13 protein-coding genes are annotated in these 14,089 nt (G+C 68.8%); 5 read left to right on the top strand and 8 right to left on the bottom strand.

Features of this window, described 5'->3' with window-relative positions; genetic code table 11:
- Positions 1–86 precede the first annotated feature (86 nt).
- The gene (locus tag ACFZCP_RS02400; RefSeq protein ID WP_362701015.1) at positions 87–473 is read right to left on the bottom strand and encodes an MGMT family protein; all 387 of its coding nucleotides are present in this window, start codon (positions 471–473) and stop codon (positions 87–89) included.
- Positions 474–658: 185 nt separating this feature from the next.
- Between ACFZCP_RS02400 and ACFZCP_RS02395 the strand changes: the two genes are divergently transcribed.
- From ACFZCP_RS02395 to ACFZCP_RS02385, 3 genes are all read left to right on the top strand, one after another.
- Complete coding sequence (locus tag ACFZCP_RS02395; protein ID WP_391423311.1) at positions 659–3,589, top strand: lysylphosphatidylglycerol synthase domain-containing protein; 2,931 nt, start codon at positions 659–661, stop codon at positions 3,587–3,589.
- Between the two features lie 85 nt (positions 3,590–3,674).
- The gene (locus tag ACFZCP_RS02390; RefSeq protein ID WP_391423309.1) at positions 3,675–5,222 is read left to right on the top strand and encodes an alpha/beta fold hydrolase; all 1,548 of its coding nucleotides are present in this window, start codon (positions 3,675–3,677) and stop codon (positions 5,220–5,222) included.
- Between the two features lie 133 nt (positions 5,223–5,355).
- The gene (locus ACFZCP_RS02385) at positions 5,356–6,915 is read left to right on the top strand and encodes an alpha/beta fold hydrolase (protein ID WP_391423307.1); all 1,560 of its coding nucleotides are present in this window, start codon (positions 5,356–5,358) and stop codon (positions 6,913–6,915) included.
- 133 nt (positions 6,916–7,048) lie between these two features.
- On the opposite strand, the gene ACFZCP_RS02380 is transcribed toward ACFZCP_RS02385, so the two are convergent.
- From ACFZCP_RS02380 to ACFZCP_RS02370, 3 genes are read right to left on the bottom strand one after another with little or no spacing between them, the layout of a single operon-like run.
- The gene (locus ACFZCP_RS02380; protein WP_391423305.1) at positions 7,049–8,296 is read right to left on the bottom strand and encodes a tyrosine-type recombinase/integrase; all 1,248 of its coding nucleotides are present in this window, start codon (positions 8,294–8,296) and stop codon (positions 7,049–7,051) included.
- A complete protein-coding gene (locus ACFZCP_RS02375; protein WP_391423303.1) occupies positions 8,296–8,493 on the bottom strand; it encodes a helix-turn-helix domain-containing protein in 198 nt (65 codons plus the stop codon). Before ACFZCP_RS02375 ends, ACFZCP_RS02380 begins: the two co-directional genes overlap by 1 nt.
- A 2-nt stretch (positions 8,494–8,495) precedes the next feature.
- Positions 8,496–9,074 carry a replication initiator gene (locus ACFZCP_RS02370; protein WP_391423698.1) on the bottom strand — a complete coding sequence of 193 codons (579 nt, stop codon included), beginning with the start codon at positions 9,072–9,074 and terminating at the stop codon, positions 8,496–8,498.
- On the opposite strand from ACFZCP_RS02370, the gene ACFZCP_RS02365 reads away from it, so the two are divergent.
- Together ACFZCP_RS02365 and ACFZCP_RS02360 are read left to right on the top strand one after the other, a co-directional pair.
- Positions 8,988–9,605 (top strand): UTRA domain-containing protein, encoded by a 618-nt coding sequence (locus ACFZCP_RS02365; RefSeq protein ID WP_391423696.1) that lies wholly within the window; start codon positions 8,988–8,990, stop codon positions 9,603–9,605. The two genes, ACFZCP_RS02370 and ACFZCP_RS02365, sit on opposite strands and share 87 nt — an antisense overlap.
- Entirely contained in the window at positions 9,602–10,285 is a 684-nt protein-coding gene (locus tag ACFZCP_RS02360; RefSeq protein ID WP_391423301.1) for an ElyC/SanA/YdcF family protein, read from the top strand. Before ACFZCP_RS02365 ends, ACFZCP_RS02360 begins: the two co-directional genes overlap by 4 nt.
- Here the strand turns inward: ACFZCP_RS02360 and ACFZCP_RS02355 are convergent.
- From ACFZCP_RS02355 to moeZ, 4 genes are all read right to left on the bottom strand, one after another.
- Positions 10,258–11,172, bottom strand: coding sequence for an NERD domain-containing protein (locus ACFZCP_RS02355; RefSeq protein ID WP_391423300.1), 915 nt, complete (start codon positions 11,170–11,172; stop codon positions 10,258–10,260). The two genes, ACFZCP_RS02360 and ACFZCP_RS02355, sit on opposite strands and share 28 nt — an antisense overlap.
- Before the next feature lie 670 nt (positions 11,173–11,842).
- Entirely contained in the window at positions 11,843–12,019 is a 177-nt protein-coding gene (locus tag ACFZCP_RS02350; protein ID WP_168508452.1) for a hypothetical protein, read from the bottom strand.
- Between the two features lie 211 nt (positions 12,020–12,230).
- Complete coding sequence (locus tag ACFZCP_RS02345) at positions 12,231–12,473, bottom strand: hypothetical protein (protein WP_391423297.1); 243 nt, start codon at positions 12,471–12,473, stop codon at positions 12,231–12,233.
- 388 nt (positions 12,474–12,861) lie between these two features.
- Complete coding sequence (gene moeZ, locus ACFZCP_RS02340) at positions 12,862–14,040, bottom strand: adenylyltransferase/sulfurtransferase MoeZ (RefSeq protein WP_362701027.1); 1,179 nt, start codon at positions 14,038–14,040, stop codon at positions 12,862–12,864.
- Positions 14,041–14,089 lie beyond the last annotated feature (49 nt).

Raw genomic sequence — 14,089 nt, 5'->3', positions numbered from 1 at the left:
ACGAACGTACGTCATGCCACGGACGTCCCCGGTGTCCCTCGTACGGGCCACAGGTTCACCTCGGGGGCATCCGATGGCGGAAGCTGTCAGGTGTGACCCTCCGCGCCCGCTCCGCCGTCCCAGCGAGCCCGCCGCATGTCGAGTCGCGGCAGATGGCCCTCGGTGCTTCTGCCCGCCTCCTTCAGCGGTGTGCCCTCCGCGCGGTAGTGGCCGAGCGCGCGCAGTTCGTGGCCGGGCAGCAGCACTCCGTCGGAGCGCACCACGCGCCACCAGGGGACCGCGCCTCCGTAGAGAGACATCACCCGGCCGACCTGGCGCGGGCCTCCCTCCTCGAGCCACTCGGCGACATCGCCGTACGTCATGACCCGCCCGGGCGGAATCCGCTCGGCGACCTCCAGGACCCGCTCGGCGTATTCCGGCAACGCGTCCGGGTACCCCTCGCGGGTGTCCTCGGCAGGGCTCTGCTCGCTCATTCGCCCCATCCTGCCGCACCCCGCCGACAACGGGCACAGCCGTCACAAGGCGGGCCTCTCGCCCTCGGGAGGCACTTCGGGCAGACTGTCCGCCCGCGCATCCGCACCCTGATGGCCGCGTGTGGCGGCGGGGCATGCCACCATCGTGCGGGCGGTGACTGGTGATACGAGATCAAGAAGAGACCATGAAGGAGCAGGGCGTGCACCCCGAAGGCGCGGAGGGCACCCCTGGCGCGTCCTCGCGTCCCGGCACCGCTCGCACAGGCCGGAGCAGTACCGGTGCAGCGGGCAAGGACGACCGCGTGCAGCGGCCCTCCCCGCACGCGCGTGAGGACGAGGCCGGGCCGGTCGAGCCGCACGCGCGCGAGGACAAGGCCGAGGCAGTCGACCCGCACGCGCGCGAGGACAAGGCCGAGGCAGTCGAACGGCACGCGCGCGAGGACGAGGCCGAGCCGGCCGAGAAGGCGCACCTCCCCGAGAACGCATCTGCCGGCCCGGGGCCGGGCGCCGGCGACCACGGTCTGCGTCCCGACGAGGTCGAGGGCGACGAACCGCTGCTCCCCGCGCGCGTACACCGTCCCTCCGACCTCATGCGGCTTCTGGTGGGCGTGCTCGCCATCGTCGTGCTGCTCGCCATCGCCGCGTTCGCGCACGGCACCACCTCGGGCCTCGAACAGGACATCAACAAGGGCACCGGCCAAGCCCCCGACCTGCTCATCAAGATCGCTGGACTCGCCTCCAGCATCGCGATCCTGCTGGTGCCGGTCGCCTTCGCGATCGAACGTCTGATCAAGCGGGACGGGCTGCGGATCGCCGACGGCGTCCTCGCGGCCGTCCTCGCACACGGAGTGACCCTCGCCACCGACCTGTGGGTCGCACAGGCTGCGCCGGGCTCCATCCAGGAAGCCCTCACCCAGCCCTCACCGGGGGACATCCACGCCCTGACCGACCCGGTGCACGGCTACCTGGCGCCCGTCATCGCCTATATGACGGCCGTCGGCATGTCGCGCAGACCCCGCTGGCGCGCGGTGCTGTGGATCGTGCTGCTGCTCGACGCGTTCTCGATGCTGGTCACCGGCTACACGACGCCGTTCTCGATCATCCTGACCGTGCTGATCGGCTGGACCATCGCCTACGGCACGCTGTACGCGGTCGGCTCGCCCAACGTCCGCCCCACCGGGCAGACCCTGATGGCGGGCCTCAGGCACGTCGGATTCCACCCCGTCGGCGCGGCCCGCGAGGAGGCCGTGGAGAGCGAGAACGGCGACCGCGGACGGCGCTATTTCGTCACCCTGGAGGACGGCCCACCCCTGGACGTCACGGTCGTCGACCGGGAACAGCAGGCCCAGGGCTTCTTCTACCGCGCCTGGCGCAACCTGACCCTGCGCGGCTTCGCCACCCGCTCCAGCCTGCAGTCGCTGCGCCAGGCGCTGGAGCAGGAGGCGCTGCTCGCGTACGCGGCGATCGCGGCGGGCGCCAACGCGCCCAAGCTGATCGCCACCTCGGAACTCGGACCGGACGCGGTCATGCTCGTCTACGAGCACACCGGCGGGCGCACGCTGGACTCGCTGGCCGACGAGGAGATCACCGACGAGCTGCTGCGCAACGCCTGGCACCAGGTGCAGGCGCTGCAGTCCCGGCGCATCGCGCACCGCAGACTGGCGGGTGACGCGATTCTGGTGGATCGTTCCGGCAGGGTGATCCTCACCGAGCTGCGCGGCGGTGAGATCGCGGCCGGCGATCTGCTGCTGCGCATGGACGTGGCTCAGCTGGTCACCACGCTCGGCCTGCGTGTGGGCGCCGAGCGGGCGGTGGCATCGGCGGTCGGCGTGCTCGGTCCGGACGCGGTCGCCGACTGCCTGCCGATGCTGCAGCCCATCGCGCTGACGCGCTCCACGCGCGCGACGCTGCGCAAGCTGGCCAGGGAACGGGCCCAGCGGGAACGCGAGGCGGTGCTGGAAGCGTCCCGGCAGGCCAAGCAGGCCCGTCTGGAGGAGGCTCCCGAGACGACCCGGCCCACCCTCGAAAAGCCCGGCAAGAAGACGGTCCGTGCCGAGCAGCGCGCGGAGAGGCGGGCCATCGACGAAGCCCTCGAAGAGGCACGCGAAGAGGACCTGCTCACACAGATCCGGCACCAGGTGCTGCGGATCAGGCCCCAGGCGCCCGTGGAGCCCGCCCGCCTGGAACGGGTACGCCCGCGCACGCTGATCAGCTTCATCGCCGGTGCGATCGGCGCGTACTACCTGCTGACACAGCTGACGCACATCCAGTTCGGCACGCTCTTCTCGCAGGCCCAGTGGGGCTGGGTGATCGCCGCCGTGCTCTTCTCCGCGCTCAGCTACGTGGCCGCGGCGATGGCCCTGCTGGGCTTCGTGCCCGAGCGGGTGCCGTTCCCGAGGACCGTGGGGGCGCAGGTCGCCGGGTCCTTCGTGAAGATCGTGGCACCGGCGGCCGTGGGCGGTGTCGCCCTGAACACGCGCTTCCTGCAGCGCCAGGGCGTACGCCCGGGGCTCGCGGTCGCAAGTGTCGGCGCGTCGCAGCTGTTCGGGCTCGGCTGCCACATCCTGATGCTGCTGTCCTTCGGCTACCTGACCGGAACCGAGAAGACGCCGTCGCTGTCGCCGTCCCGGACGGTCATCGCGGGCCTGCTGACCGTGGCGGTCCTGGTGCTCGTGGTGACCTCGGTGCCCTTCCTGCGGAAATTCGTCGTCACGCGCGTGAGGTCGCTGTTCGCCGGCGTCGTACCGCGCATGCTCGACGTGCTGCAGCGGCCGCAGAAGCTGGTCACCGGCATCGGCGGCATGCTCCTGCTGACCTTCTGCTTCGTCATGTGCCTGGATGCGTCGATCCGCGCATTCGGTGACAGCACGAACTCGATCAGCATCGCCAGCGTCGCCGTCGTCTTCCTCGCGGGCAACGCGCTCGGCTCCGCGGCGCCCACCCCGGGCGGTGTGGGCGCGGTGGAGGCGAGCCTCACGCTCGGGCTGATCGCCTTCGGCCTGCCCAAGGAGGTCGCCGCCCCGGCCGTCCTGCTGTTCCGACTGCTGACCCTGTGGCTGCCGGTGCTGCCGGGCTGGCTCGCCTTCAACCAGCTCACCCGCAAGGGTGCCCTGTAGGGAGGCCTGAGCAGGGGCGCACGGGGACGTACCTCCAACGGACCGTGGGCGCGCGCGCCGGACTGCGCGCCCTCACGATGGATGCATGGCAAACCCCACCCCGCCGCGTGCCACCGCCCTGACCACCGGCGTCGTGCTGCTGGCCGCTGTGCTGGCCGGGTGCAGTCACGCCGCCAAGGGGGACGGGGACCTCAGGGCACAGAAGCTGGACTGGAAGGACTGCCCGGCGGCGTCCCAGGCGCAGGGAGGCGGCGGCTCCCCCTCCCCGCTGCCGAACGGCGCCAAGTGGCAGTGCGCCACCATGAAAGCTCCCCTGGACTGGAGCAGGCCCAACGGCGAGACCATCGGGATCGCCCTGATCCGCGCCAAGGCCAGCGGGCCCGCCGACCAGCGGATCGGCTCGCTCGTGTTCAACTTCGGCGGCCCCGGCGGCAGCGGTGTCACCACCCTGCCCGCGTTCGGCGACGACTACGCCGCCCTGAACACCCGCTACGACCTGGTCAGCTTCGACCCACGCGGAGTCGGCCGCAGCAAACCGGTGGAGTGCGAGAGCGACGCCCAGCTCGACGAGTACTTCCAGCAGGACGCGACACCCGACGACAGTGCCGAGCGCACCCAGTTGGTCGATCGCACCAAGCAGTTCAACGACGCCTGCGAGAAGAACTCCAGGACGATCCTGCCGCATGTGCGTACCACCGACGCGGCCCGCGACATGGATCTGATGCGCCAGGTCCTCGGCGACGACAAGCTGCACTACTTCGGCATCTCCTACGGCACCGAACTCGGCGGCGTCTACGCCCATCTGTTCCCCAAGCACGTCGGGCGCGCGGTCTTCGACGCGGTGGTCGACCCCACGCAGAACTCGGAACAGAGCGCACTCGGGCAGGCCAGGGGCTTCCAGCTCGCGCTCGACAACTTCGCCGAGGACTGCACGTCGAAGACGACCGACTGCCCGATCGGCGACACCGCGCAGGACGTCAAGGACCGCATCGCCAAACTGCTGAAGGACCTGGAGAAGAAGCCGATCCCCGGCATCCTGCCGCGCGAGCTGACCCAGACCGCGGCGACCAACGGCATCGCGCAGGCCCTGTACTCCAAGGACTTCTGGGAGTTCCTCACCGAGGGGCTCCAGCAGGCGTACGAGGGCGACGGCAGGGTCCTCATGCTGCTGTCCGACTCGATGAACGGCCGCAGCGAGAACGGCGAGTACAGCAACACCACCGCGGCGAACACCGCCATCAACTGCTCCGACGACAAACCGCGTTACAGCGCCGACTACATCCAGCAGAAGCTGCCCGAGTTCCGTGCCGCCTCGCCGCTGTTCGGGGACTACCTGGCCTGGGGCATGGTCGGCTGCACCGACTGGGCCGTGCCGGGCGCCGCCGACCATCCCGACGTCAGCGCACCGGGATCGGCGCCGATCCTCGTCGTCGGCAACACCGGTGACCCGGCCACCCCGTACGAGGGTGCGAAGAAGATGGTGGACGCCCTCGGCAAGGGCGTCGCCGTCGAGCTGACGTACCGCGGCCAGGGACACGGGGCGTACGACAGCAAGAACAAGTGCGTGCAGGGCGCGGTGAACGGCTACCTGCTGGACGGGAAGGTGCCGAAGGCCGGCACCGTCTGCACCTGACACAGCCGAGCACTCCAGTAAGTCCGCAGGTCAGACGGTTATCCACAGGCCGCCGCAGGCCGGGGCGGCTCCGCCTACCATGGCCTGAACGCTCGCCGCGGCACAGCGCGGAGGGCCTGCGAGGGGGGTGCGCATGTCGCGTTTTCTGCGGTGGACGGCCGCCGCGGCCGCAGTGCTGCTGGTGGCCGGATGCAGCGGTGGGGCATCGGGCGGGGGCCACGACGAGGGCAAGCGGGGCGGCTCGGCCACGGGCACGGGCCGGACTCCCGCGGCTCAGGCACCGTCCGCCACGGACCTGCCCGCCACGCTCACAGGGCAGCAACTCGACTGGCGCCGCTGCAAGTCCACCGGCGACTCCGCCGCTCCCGGCGACGACTGGCGCTGCGCCACGCTCACCGTGCCGCTCGACTGGTCGAAGCCGAGTGGTACGACGATCCGTCTCGCCCTCATCCGCGCACGGGCGACCGGAAGCCACCGGCTCGGCTCGCTGCTCTTCAACTTCGGCGGTCCCGGCGGCTCGGGCATGTCGATGATGCCCTACTACGCAGCCACCGCCTCCACACTGCGCGAGCACTACGACCTGGTGAGCTGGGACCCGCGCGGAGTCGCCGGCAGCGAGGGCGTCCGCTGCCGCAGCGACCGGGACATCGAAGCGGCGGAAGCGGTCGACACCACCCCGGACACCCCGGCCGAGGAGAAGGCCTATCTGCAGGACGCCGCCGACTTCGGCAAGGGCTGCCGAAAGGCGGCCGGCGCACTGCTGGCCCATGTGTCGACGACCGACACCGCGCGCGACATGGACCTGATGCGCCAGGTCCTCGGCGACCGCACGATGCACTACTTCGGCATCTCCTACGGCACCGAACTGGGCGGGGTGTACGCCCACTTGTTCCCGAAGCGGGTCGGCCGGCTGATCCTCGACGCGGTGGTCGACCCGAGCGGGGACACGGTGGGCCAGTCCGAGAACCAGGCCCGCGGCTTCCAGCGCGCCCTGGACGACTATCTGAAGTCCACCGGCCAGACCCCTGAGCAGGGCTCACAAAAGATCGTGAACCTGCTCCGGCGGATCGACGCGAAGCCGCTGCCCACGTCGTCCGGCCGCACAGTGACCCAGACGCTCGCGATCACGGGAATCGTCCTGCCGCTGTACAGCAAGGCCGGCTGGCCGCGACTGACCAGTGCGCTCAAGTCGGCGGAGAGCGGCGACGGTTCGCAGCTGCTGGCACTCGCGGACGACTACGACGAGCGCGACGGCTCGGGGCACTACGGCACGACGAGCCACTCCCAACGGATCATATCGTGCCTGGACGACAGGCAGCGGCCCACGCTCGCCCAGGCGAAGAGGCTGCTGCCCGAGTTCGAGCGGATCTCGCCGGTGTTCGGCGCCTTCATGGGCTGGGACACGGCCGGGTGGTGCCACGACTGGCCGGTGCCGGGCCAGTTCGACACCCCCGAGGTCAGCGCAGCGGGCGCGGCACCGATCCTGCTGGTCGGCAACACCGGGGACCCGGCCACCCCGTACGAGGGCGCCCGCAGGATGGCCGACGAGCTGGGCAAGGGCGTCGGAGTCGAACTCACCTGGAAGGGCGAGGGACATGGCGCGTACGGCAACGGCAGCGACTGCGTCGACTCGGCGGTGAACGCCTACCTGATCGACGGGACGGTCCCGAAGGACGGCACGGTCTGCTCATGAGGACGGCGGAGGCCCCGGGCACTCACGGTGCCCGGAGCCCCCGCCGCACGGACCGGGAAGTCTGCTCGACTCGCGCGCCGAGCCCTCGGTCAGTAGACCGGCAAGTGCGGGCGCATAGGCGCTGACCTGCGACTTAGCTTCTCTCTACCTCCTCATGGGCCGTCGTGGGGCCGTCATCGGTGTCCGAGCCGTCGCCGAAGGCCCGGTTCACCGCCTCACGCGTCCGCTTCTCGCTACTCGGCATGAGGTGCGTGTACGTGCGGAGGGTGAAGCCGGGATCGTGGTGCCCCAAGTACTCAGACAGAGCCTTGACGCTCTCCCCCGCGTCCAGCAGGACGGACGCGTAGAAGTGCCTCAGCGCGTGCATCCCGTTCTCCCGACCGTGCGGTACTCCTGCCGCGTCCAAGGCGGGACGCCATTTCGTGCGGTTGAAGTCGTTGCGGTTCACCTCACTTCCCTTGTCACTGTGGAAGAACACGGACGCCGTGATGGGCGAGCCGTCGACCGTCCGCCACGGCAGCGTCACGGGAGCAGGCGGATGCCGGGTGATGTGCTCTTCAAGCGATCGAGCGACGCTGTCAGGCAGCGGGACCGTGCGTGTCTTGCCGCTCTTGGGCACTGCGAACACCGGGCGGTGGTGGATGAGCTTGACCTGGCGCACCACATGAACCACGCCCTCGATGAAGTCCACGTCTTCGACAGCCAGCCCGAACACCTCGCCCTGGCGCAGACCACGACCGCCGGCCACGTCGACCATGGCCCGGTACCGCTCCGGCAGTGCAAAGCGCACCGCGAGTACACGCTCACGGGGCCATGGGACGATGCGACGCGGATCCACCTTCGGGGCTCGGACCGAGGATGATCGGCACGGGTTGTGCGGAATGAGACGGTCATCAACGGCGGCCGTCAGCATGGTTCCGAGGTTCGCAAAGATGACCCGCTGATAGGCGGGCGCCACTCCCCCGTCCTGGAGAGCCCGCAGCCACTCACGGATGTGCGTCGGCCGGAGCGATCCCAGGGTGCGACTACCCAGGTGCGGCAGCACATGGAGCCGGATTCGCATTTCGGTACCGACGAAGGTCCCAGGGTCCATCGTGAGCGACGCCAACCACCGTTCGGCGTACTGCCGCAGCGTCAGACGACCGGCCCGGGGGTCGATGTACTGCCCGCGCGCCATGTCCGCCTCAACGTTGGTGAGCCACTGTTCGGCGAGGCGCTTCTGTCGGTCCGGGAAGCTCTTGGACTTCTCGGTACCGTCAGGCCCGACGTATCGCGCGCGATAGCGCATGCCCGTGCCGTACCGCTCGGTCTTGACCTTGACGGGCTTGCCGCCGGGACCGGTCTCAGTCCTGTACCAGCGATCTTGGATGTGCCCCGCCATCAGGCAGCCTCCCCGGTTCGGGAGTCCACCCAGGCCCGCACGTCGCTGGGGTCGAAGCGCAAGTGCCGGCCGACCCGGAATCCGCGGGGACCGGTGTGCTTCCGGCGCCACTGGTAAACCGTCTCCACGCTCGGAAGCTCGAACATCTCGACCAGGTCCTCAGGGGTCAGGAACCGGTTCGGCAGCTCTGAGGCCATGGTCAGCAGTCCCTTTCGTCGACGAGCTTGGCGGGTAGTTCCTCGCGGGCGATCTCGCGGTTGTGCTGGATGTCGCGGCGGATGTTGGCGGCGAGCCAGGATTCGCCGGGGGTGTGGCCGTGGCCGGCGTAGGCCCAGTGGGCGAGGGTCAGGGTGGTGGCCTCGGTCTCGTCGTCGGGGTCGGGCAGGCCGAGGGCGGCGCGTTGCTGGGCGGCGCGGTAGTCGGCGCGGACCTGGCGGAGGGCGCCGAGGGTGGTGGAGTAGCGGCGGGACTTGGTGGAGAAGTGGCCGCGGAAGCCGAGCATGTGTGCCCAGTCCCGGAGTTTGCGGTCGGGGTAGAGCGGGTGCAGGTCGAGGCAGGCTTCGATCAGCCGGCGCGGGTGGTCCGGGACACCAAGCAGCACGAGCGCTTCCTTGTTCCCGATGCGGCGATCTACGGTGCCGGTGGTCTCGGCGGCTTTGGTGGCGTACTTGGCGACGTAGGAGGCGACGGTCTGTTCGGTGATCTCCTCACCGTCGCCGAAGGCGCGGATCGGGCGGACGTCGAGCTGGGTGCCCCAGGTGAGGCTGCGGGGCGGGATGGGGACGAGGTGGCGTTCATCGCGGACCGAGTGGCCACCGGCCGGGCGTACCGCCGCAACGAGCAGACCCAGACAGTCAGTCGCGTTGAAGCACCCCCCGCGGTCGCAGCCGCACATGGGCTACCGGCGGGCGCCGAGGTCTATGCTCGCGCACGGCTGGTGAAGGAAGGCGAGCAGCCAACGCACACGCTGACCAGCTACTACCGGCCCGAGCACGTTGAAGGAACGCGTCTGGTCGACCCGACGCCGGGTCCGGCCGGTCGAGGCGGCGGATTTCGCGTGCTGTACGACGCGGGTTACGAGATCGATCACATGAAGGAAGAACTCTTTGCCCGTGCCCCCAGCCCGGACGAGGTGAAGCTCCTGCAACTGCCACCCGGTGAACCCGTCGTGGAGCTGCACCGGACGACCTACACGGCCGACGACACGGTGGTCGAGTTCGCCATCGGGGTACACGCGGCTTCACGCTTCGCGTGGGAGTACGACTTCAAGGTCCCCGACTCGGCGAAGGACAGGGAAGGTCAGCAGTGATCACGGCACAGGATTGGGCGGACACGCGGCGCCTGTGGGACTACCACCAGATGGGCCACGCGCCCCATCCGTGCTCGGTCGCCATCGGACTCGGCAGCCACGACCTGGGGGTGGCCGATGCTGCGGTCGACCTGTACAAGCGCGGCATGGCTCCACTGCTCGTGTTCACCGGAGCCACCAGCCCCACGACGCGGGAACGCATGCCCCGAGGTGAAGCCGTTCACTACCGAGAGCGGGCGTTTGAGCTTGGCGTCCCCAGCTCAGCCGTGCTCGTGGAGCCGCGTGCTCGGAACACGGGCGAGAACATCCGCTTCTCCCGAGAGGTGTTGGAAGAGGCCGGCGTCGACGTGTCCTCTGTCCTGCTGATCAGCAAGCCGTACGAGGAGAGGCGGGCTTACGCCACCGCACGCAAACTGTGGCCCGCAGTTGAGATCATCAGCGCTTCCAGCCCGATAACGCTGGACGAGTACGTCGACTCCATTGGTGACGCCCGTTTGGTGATCGACATGCTCGTGGGGGCGCTACAGCGACTGCTGATCTATCCGGAGCAGGGCTTCATGATCAGCCAGCAGGTACCGGACGATGTGATCGAGGCTTACGAACGGCTGTGCCGACAAGGCTTCACGAGTCGCCTTCTACTCGATGACCGAGGTCAGGCTTTGAGCCAGACGCGGCGGTGACGGGCCACGGCGTACACCCGTTCCACCTGTTCAGGAGTGAGCTTGCCAGCGAGAGGACCAAGTGCGGCCACCTCTCGCTCTTGGTAGATCCGTACGGTGAACTGCGTGGGGGCGCGGCGCAGGGACTCGACACCGACGAACACTAGAACCGGCTCCACAGCCACGGTGAAGTCGCAGTACCGCCCAAGCACCCCTCGTACGTAGTCGGCTTCCCCCTTGCTTGCAGCGGCATAGGGCTGTGGCTGCCCCCCATTGACTTTGGCCATGGTGTCGCCGACCCAGACTGAGGCGCCCTGATGAGTCTTGGTGTTGATGTTGAACACGCCTCCGGGGCCGATCAGTAAGTGATCGATGTCGCCGCCGTTGCTCTTCTCGATGCCGTGGAGGACCCGCCACCCGAGCGGGGATAGGCGTGCCAGCTCTCGACCGACCCGCCGCTCCCCCTCAAGCCCGGTGTACCAGCTGTCCCATTCCGAGGACTGCCGCAGAACCTTCGCCCGTAACCGTTGGACTGTGGATGGGCCCCGCTCAGCAATCATCCCGAGGAGGCTGGCGCCGGGGCGATTCCTTGCCAGGTCCTCACCTGGAGAGAGGGGCGGGAGGGAGGCCGGCCGTTCCACGCGGCGCCTCGGAGCAGAGTGGTTGGGTTGTCGAACGGGTGGTGCGGGGCGCGATACAGGGGCGCTGGAAGGTGGGGAACTGACCGTGATCCCGTCACCGAGGTGCCGCCGAAGCAGGGCCAACGCCTCATCCCGATACTTCTGCACCTTGATCGTCACGACCTTCGTCGCTCGGTCTGCCCACGCGACTGCCGTGCCATCCGGGAGATTGACGTAGAGCCGATCCTTGCCGTGCCGCTTCCACAGATTCACCGTGAGATCGCTCATCGGTCGCTCCCCCCAATGTGTGCCGTCCCCACACATATGCCAGCAGCCGACGGCTAGATCGACAAGACCGCATGGCCGGAGCGAGCTGTTACAGGTTTCTCTACCTCATCAAGCCCCGGCTGCGCTCCGCTCCGCCGGGCGCGCTTCCCGGCTCCGCTGCGGGCGCCGCTCCTGCCTCCGGCCCGCTCCGCCCGCGCTGCGCCGACGCGCGCCCACGTGTGGGTAGGGCCTATGGCCATGAGTCGATCACCGCATAGAGCGGCCCGCGGTCAAGGCGATGCCTCCGGCGGGGGATCGGCCGGCACCGGGATGGAGGGGGCGCCGCCGCCGACTGCGGGCCCGTAGGGGCGTGCGCGGGGAGCTCCCATCCCGTCCACCGCCGACCCAGGCAGAGCCGAGCAGACGCGGCCCATGGCGTCCAGGTCGTTCGTACAGTGGCGCGCTCCACCTGGACGCCATGGACCACGCCCGCTCCACGGTGTGTGGGTCGACGGCGGACGGGATGGGAGCTGGGGTGAGTGGTGGGCGGAGGAAGGGGTTCGGCTGCGTCCTGCGCACTAAAAAGCCTGATTAGGCGTGGCATCCTCGCCGGACCCGAGCCCGGGCAGTTCACCCAGCCCAGCCCATGACCCGGCAAGCGACGTAGCAGCGTCGTAGCCCCGCACCAGCCTCACGACCCAAAGACCACTTGGAGAACGACGCCGATGAGCCCCAGTCCGGGAAGCGCGGCGACTGCAAGGCAGAACCAGGAGGCCGCCTTCGCGAACCGCGTTCCGTGCTCCCGCAGGACCGCGAAAGCTATCAATGCGACGCCGACCACGACAGCGGAGTAGAAGAGCGCGGCCATGGCTCACCTCCCCAGTCCGCGAGACTCTACCCCGGCAATACCTGCGCGTCGGCACCCGCCGAACACCCGAGACAGCGTGCCCCTGGCGTACCCGTTCCAGAGGCAAGCCACGGGGAACGCCGGTCAGCGCTCATCGAACAAACAGGTCACCGTTATGCCAGCTCAAGCCGCACCCGCATACGCGATCTTCCAAACTGGCGCTTCAGTTCGCCTATTGGGGCATAGGTGGACGAGTCCTTCGGTAAGCGATGAACTCCACACCGAATCCGACAGCAGCGAGAGCGACACCCAGCCAGAAGAGCAGCGAGCTATGCCGTTCCACTCCGTCGAACAGCATCACATCCACGCCGAGGATGGGGAGAAAGATCCCTCCTGCGGTGTACCACTGTCCTTTGCGTGCCTTGTTGATCGCCGAAGCCGCACCGAGCAACAGGATCAAGGACATCAGCGCCATCCACACGGCGACACCCTCGCAGCGGATGATCTCCTTTGCAATAGGCCCAGTTCACACGGTCGCTCACTCGCGGGGGTGTGCCGTCTTCGTGTCCGTGCTCAGGACCGGCTGTACAGCAGCGAAGTACAGCAACCACCGCGCCCACGACTGACCGCCACCGGTCCAAGCGGTCCGGCTGACGTGCTCGACAGACCTCAACAACCGCCCTGCCCGTAGTTCGCATCGAGGGATTGCGCAGCGGCAAGTCAGCGGCCGGCGGTCACCCGTTGGGCCGCCCCTGGGCCGTCCGAGGTCAACCAACGCCGACCAACAACGACAGAAACCCACGGCATCTGAGCTGGTCAGAGCCGTGGGCTTCGTCAGGCTTGCCGGTGAGGCAGACCGGTGATCAGTAGACCGGCTTGTGCGGTTCGATCTGGTTGACCCAGCCGATCACGCCGCCGCCGACGTGCACGGCGTCCGAGAAGCCCGCGGACTTCAGCACGGCGAGGACTTCCGCACTGCGGACACCCGTCTTGCAGTGCAAGACGATCTTCTTGTCCTGCGGCAGGCCCTGCAGGGCGGTGCCCATGAGGAACTCGTTCTTCGGGATCAGCCTGGCGCCGGGGATGGAGACGATCTCGTACTCGTTCGGCTCGCGGACGTCGATGATCTCGATGTTCTCGCCGTCGTCGATCCACTCCTTGAGCTGCTTGGGAGTGATCGTCGAGCCGAGCGCCGCCTCCTGGGCCTCCTCGGAGACGACGCCGCAGAAGGCCTCGTAGTCGATGAGCTCGGTGACGGTGGGGTTCTCGCCGCACACCGCGCAGTCCGGGTCCTTGCGGACCTTGACCTGGCGGTACTGCATCTCCAGGGCGTCGTAGATCATCAGGCGGCCGACCAGGGGCTCGCCGGTGCCGGTGAGGACCTTGATCGCCTCGGTGACCTGGATGGAGCCGATGGACGCGCACAGCACACCCAGCACGCCGCCCTCGGCGCAGGAGGGGACCATGCCCGGCGGCGGGGGCTCCGGGTAGAGGCAGCGGTAGCAGGGGCCGTGCTCGGACCAGAAGACCGAGGCCTGGCCGTCGAAGCGGTAGATCGAGCCCCAGACGTAGGGCTTGTTCAGCAGCACGCACGCGTCGTTGACCAGGTAGCGGGTCGCGAAGTTGTCCGTGCCGTCGACGATCAGGTCGTACTGGCTGAAGATGTCCATCACGTTGTCGGCTTCCAGCCGCTCCTCGTGAAGGATCACGTTCACGTACGGGTTGATGCCCTTGACCGAGTCACGCGCGGACTCGGCCTTGGAGCGGCCGATGTCGGCCTGGCTGTGGATGATCTGGCGCTGCAGGTTCGACTCGTCGACCTCGTCGAACTCCACGATGCCGAGCGTGCCCACGCCCGCGGCCGCCAGGTACATCAGCGCCGGCGAGCCCAGGCCGCCGGCGCCCACACAGAGCACCTTGGCGTTCTTCAGCCGCTTCTGCCCGTCCATCCCGACGTCGGGGATGATCAGGTGGCGGGAGTACCGGCGGACCTCGTCTACGGTGAGCTCGGAAGCCGGCTCGACCAGGGGTGGCAGCGACACGGGGACTCCGTTGGTCGGTCAATCACTACAGTTGTTCTCCCCGTAACAC

The sequence above is a fragment of the Streptomyces sp. NPDC007971 genome (assembly GCF_042958635.1).
GTDB lineage: Bacteria > Actinomycetota > Actinomycetes > Streptomycetales > Streptomycetaceae > Streptomyces.
Note: the sequence above shows the minus strand (reverse complement) of the source record. Positions and strands in the feature narration are given on the sequence as shown.

Coding starts and splice junctions, on each gene's coding strand:
- ACFZCP_RS02400 (WP_362701015.1), bottom strand. CDS start 473: ATGAGCGAGCAGAGCCCTGCCGAGGACACCCGCGAGGGGTACCCGGAC.
- ACFZCP_RS02395 (WP_391423311.1), top strand. CDS start 659: ATGAAGGAGCAGGGCGTGCACCCCGAAGGCGCGGAGGGCACCCCTGGC.
- ACFZCP_RS02390 (WP_391423309.1), top strand. CDS start 3,675: ATGGCAAACCCCACCCCGCCGCGTGCCACCGCCCTGACCACCGGCGTC.
- ACFZCP_RS02385 (WP_391423307.1), top strand. CDS start 5,356: ATGTCGCGTTTTCTGCGGTGGACGGCCGCCGCGGCCGCAGTGCTGCTG.
- ACFZCP_RS02380 (WP_391423305.1), bottom strand. CDS start 8,296: ATGGCGGGGCACATCCAAGATCGCTGGTACAGGACTGAGACCGGTCCC.
- ACFZCP_RS02375 (WP_391423303.1), bottom strand. CDS start 8,493: ATGGCCTCAGAGCTGCCGAACCGGTTCCTGACCCCTGAGGACCTGGTC.
- ACFZCP_RS02355 (WP_391423300.1), bottom strand. CDS start 11,172: ATGAGCGATCTCACGGTGAATCTGTGGAAGCGGCACGGCAAGGATCGG.
- ACFZCP_RS02350 (WP_168508452.1), bottom strand. CDS start 12,019: ATGGCCGCGCTCTTCTACTCCGCTGTCGTGGTCGGCGTCGCATTGATA.
- ACFZCP_RS02345 (WP_391423297.1), bottom strand. CDS start 12,473: ATGGCGCTGATGTCCTTGATCCTGTTGCTCGGTGCGGCTTCGGCGATC.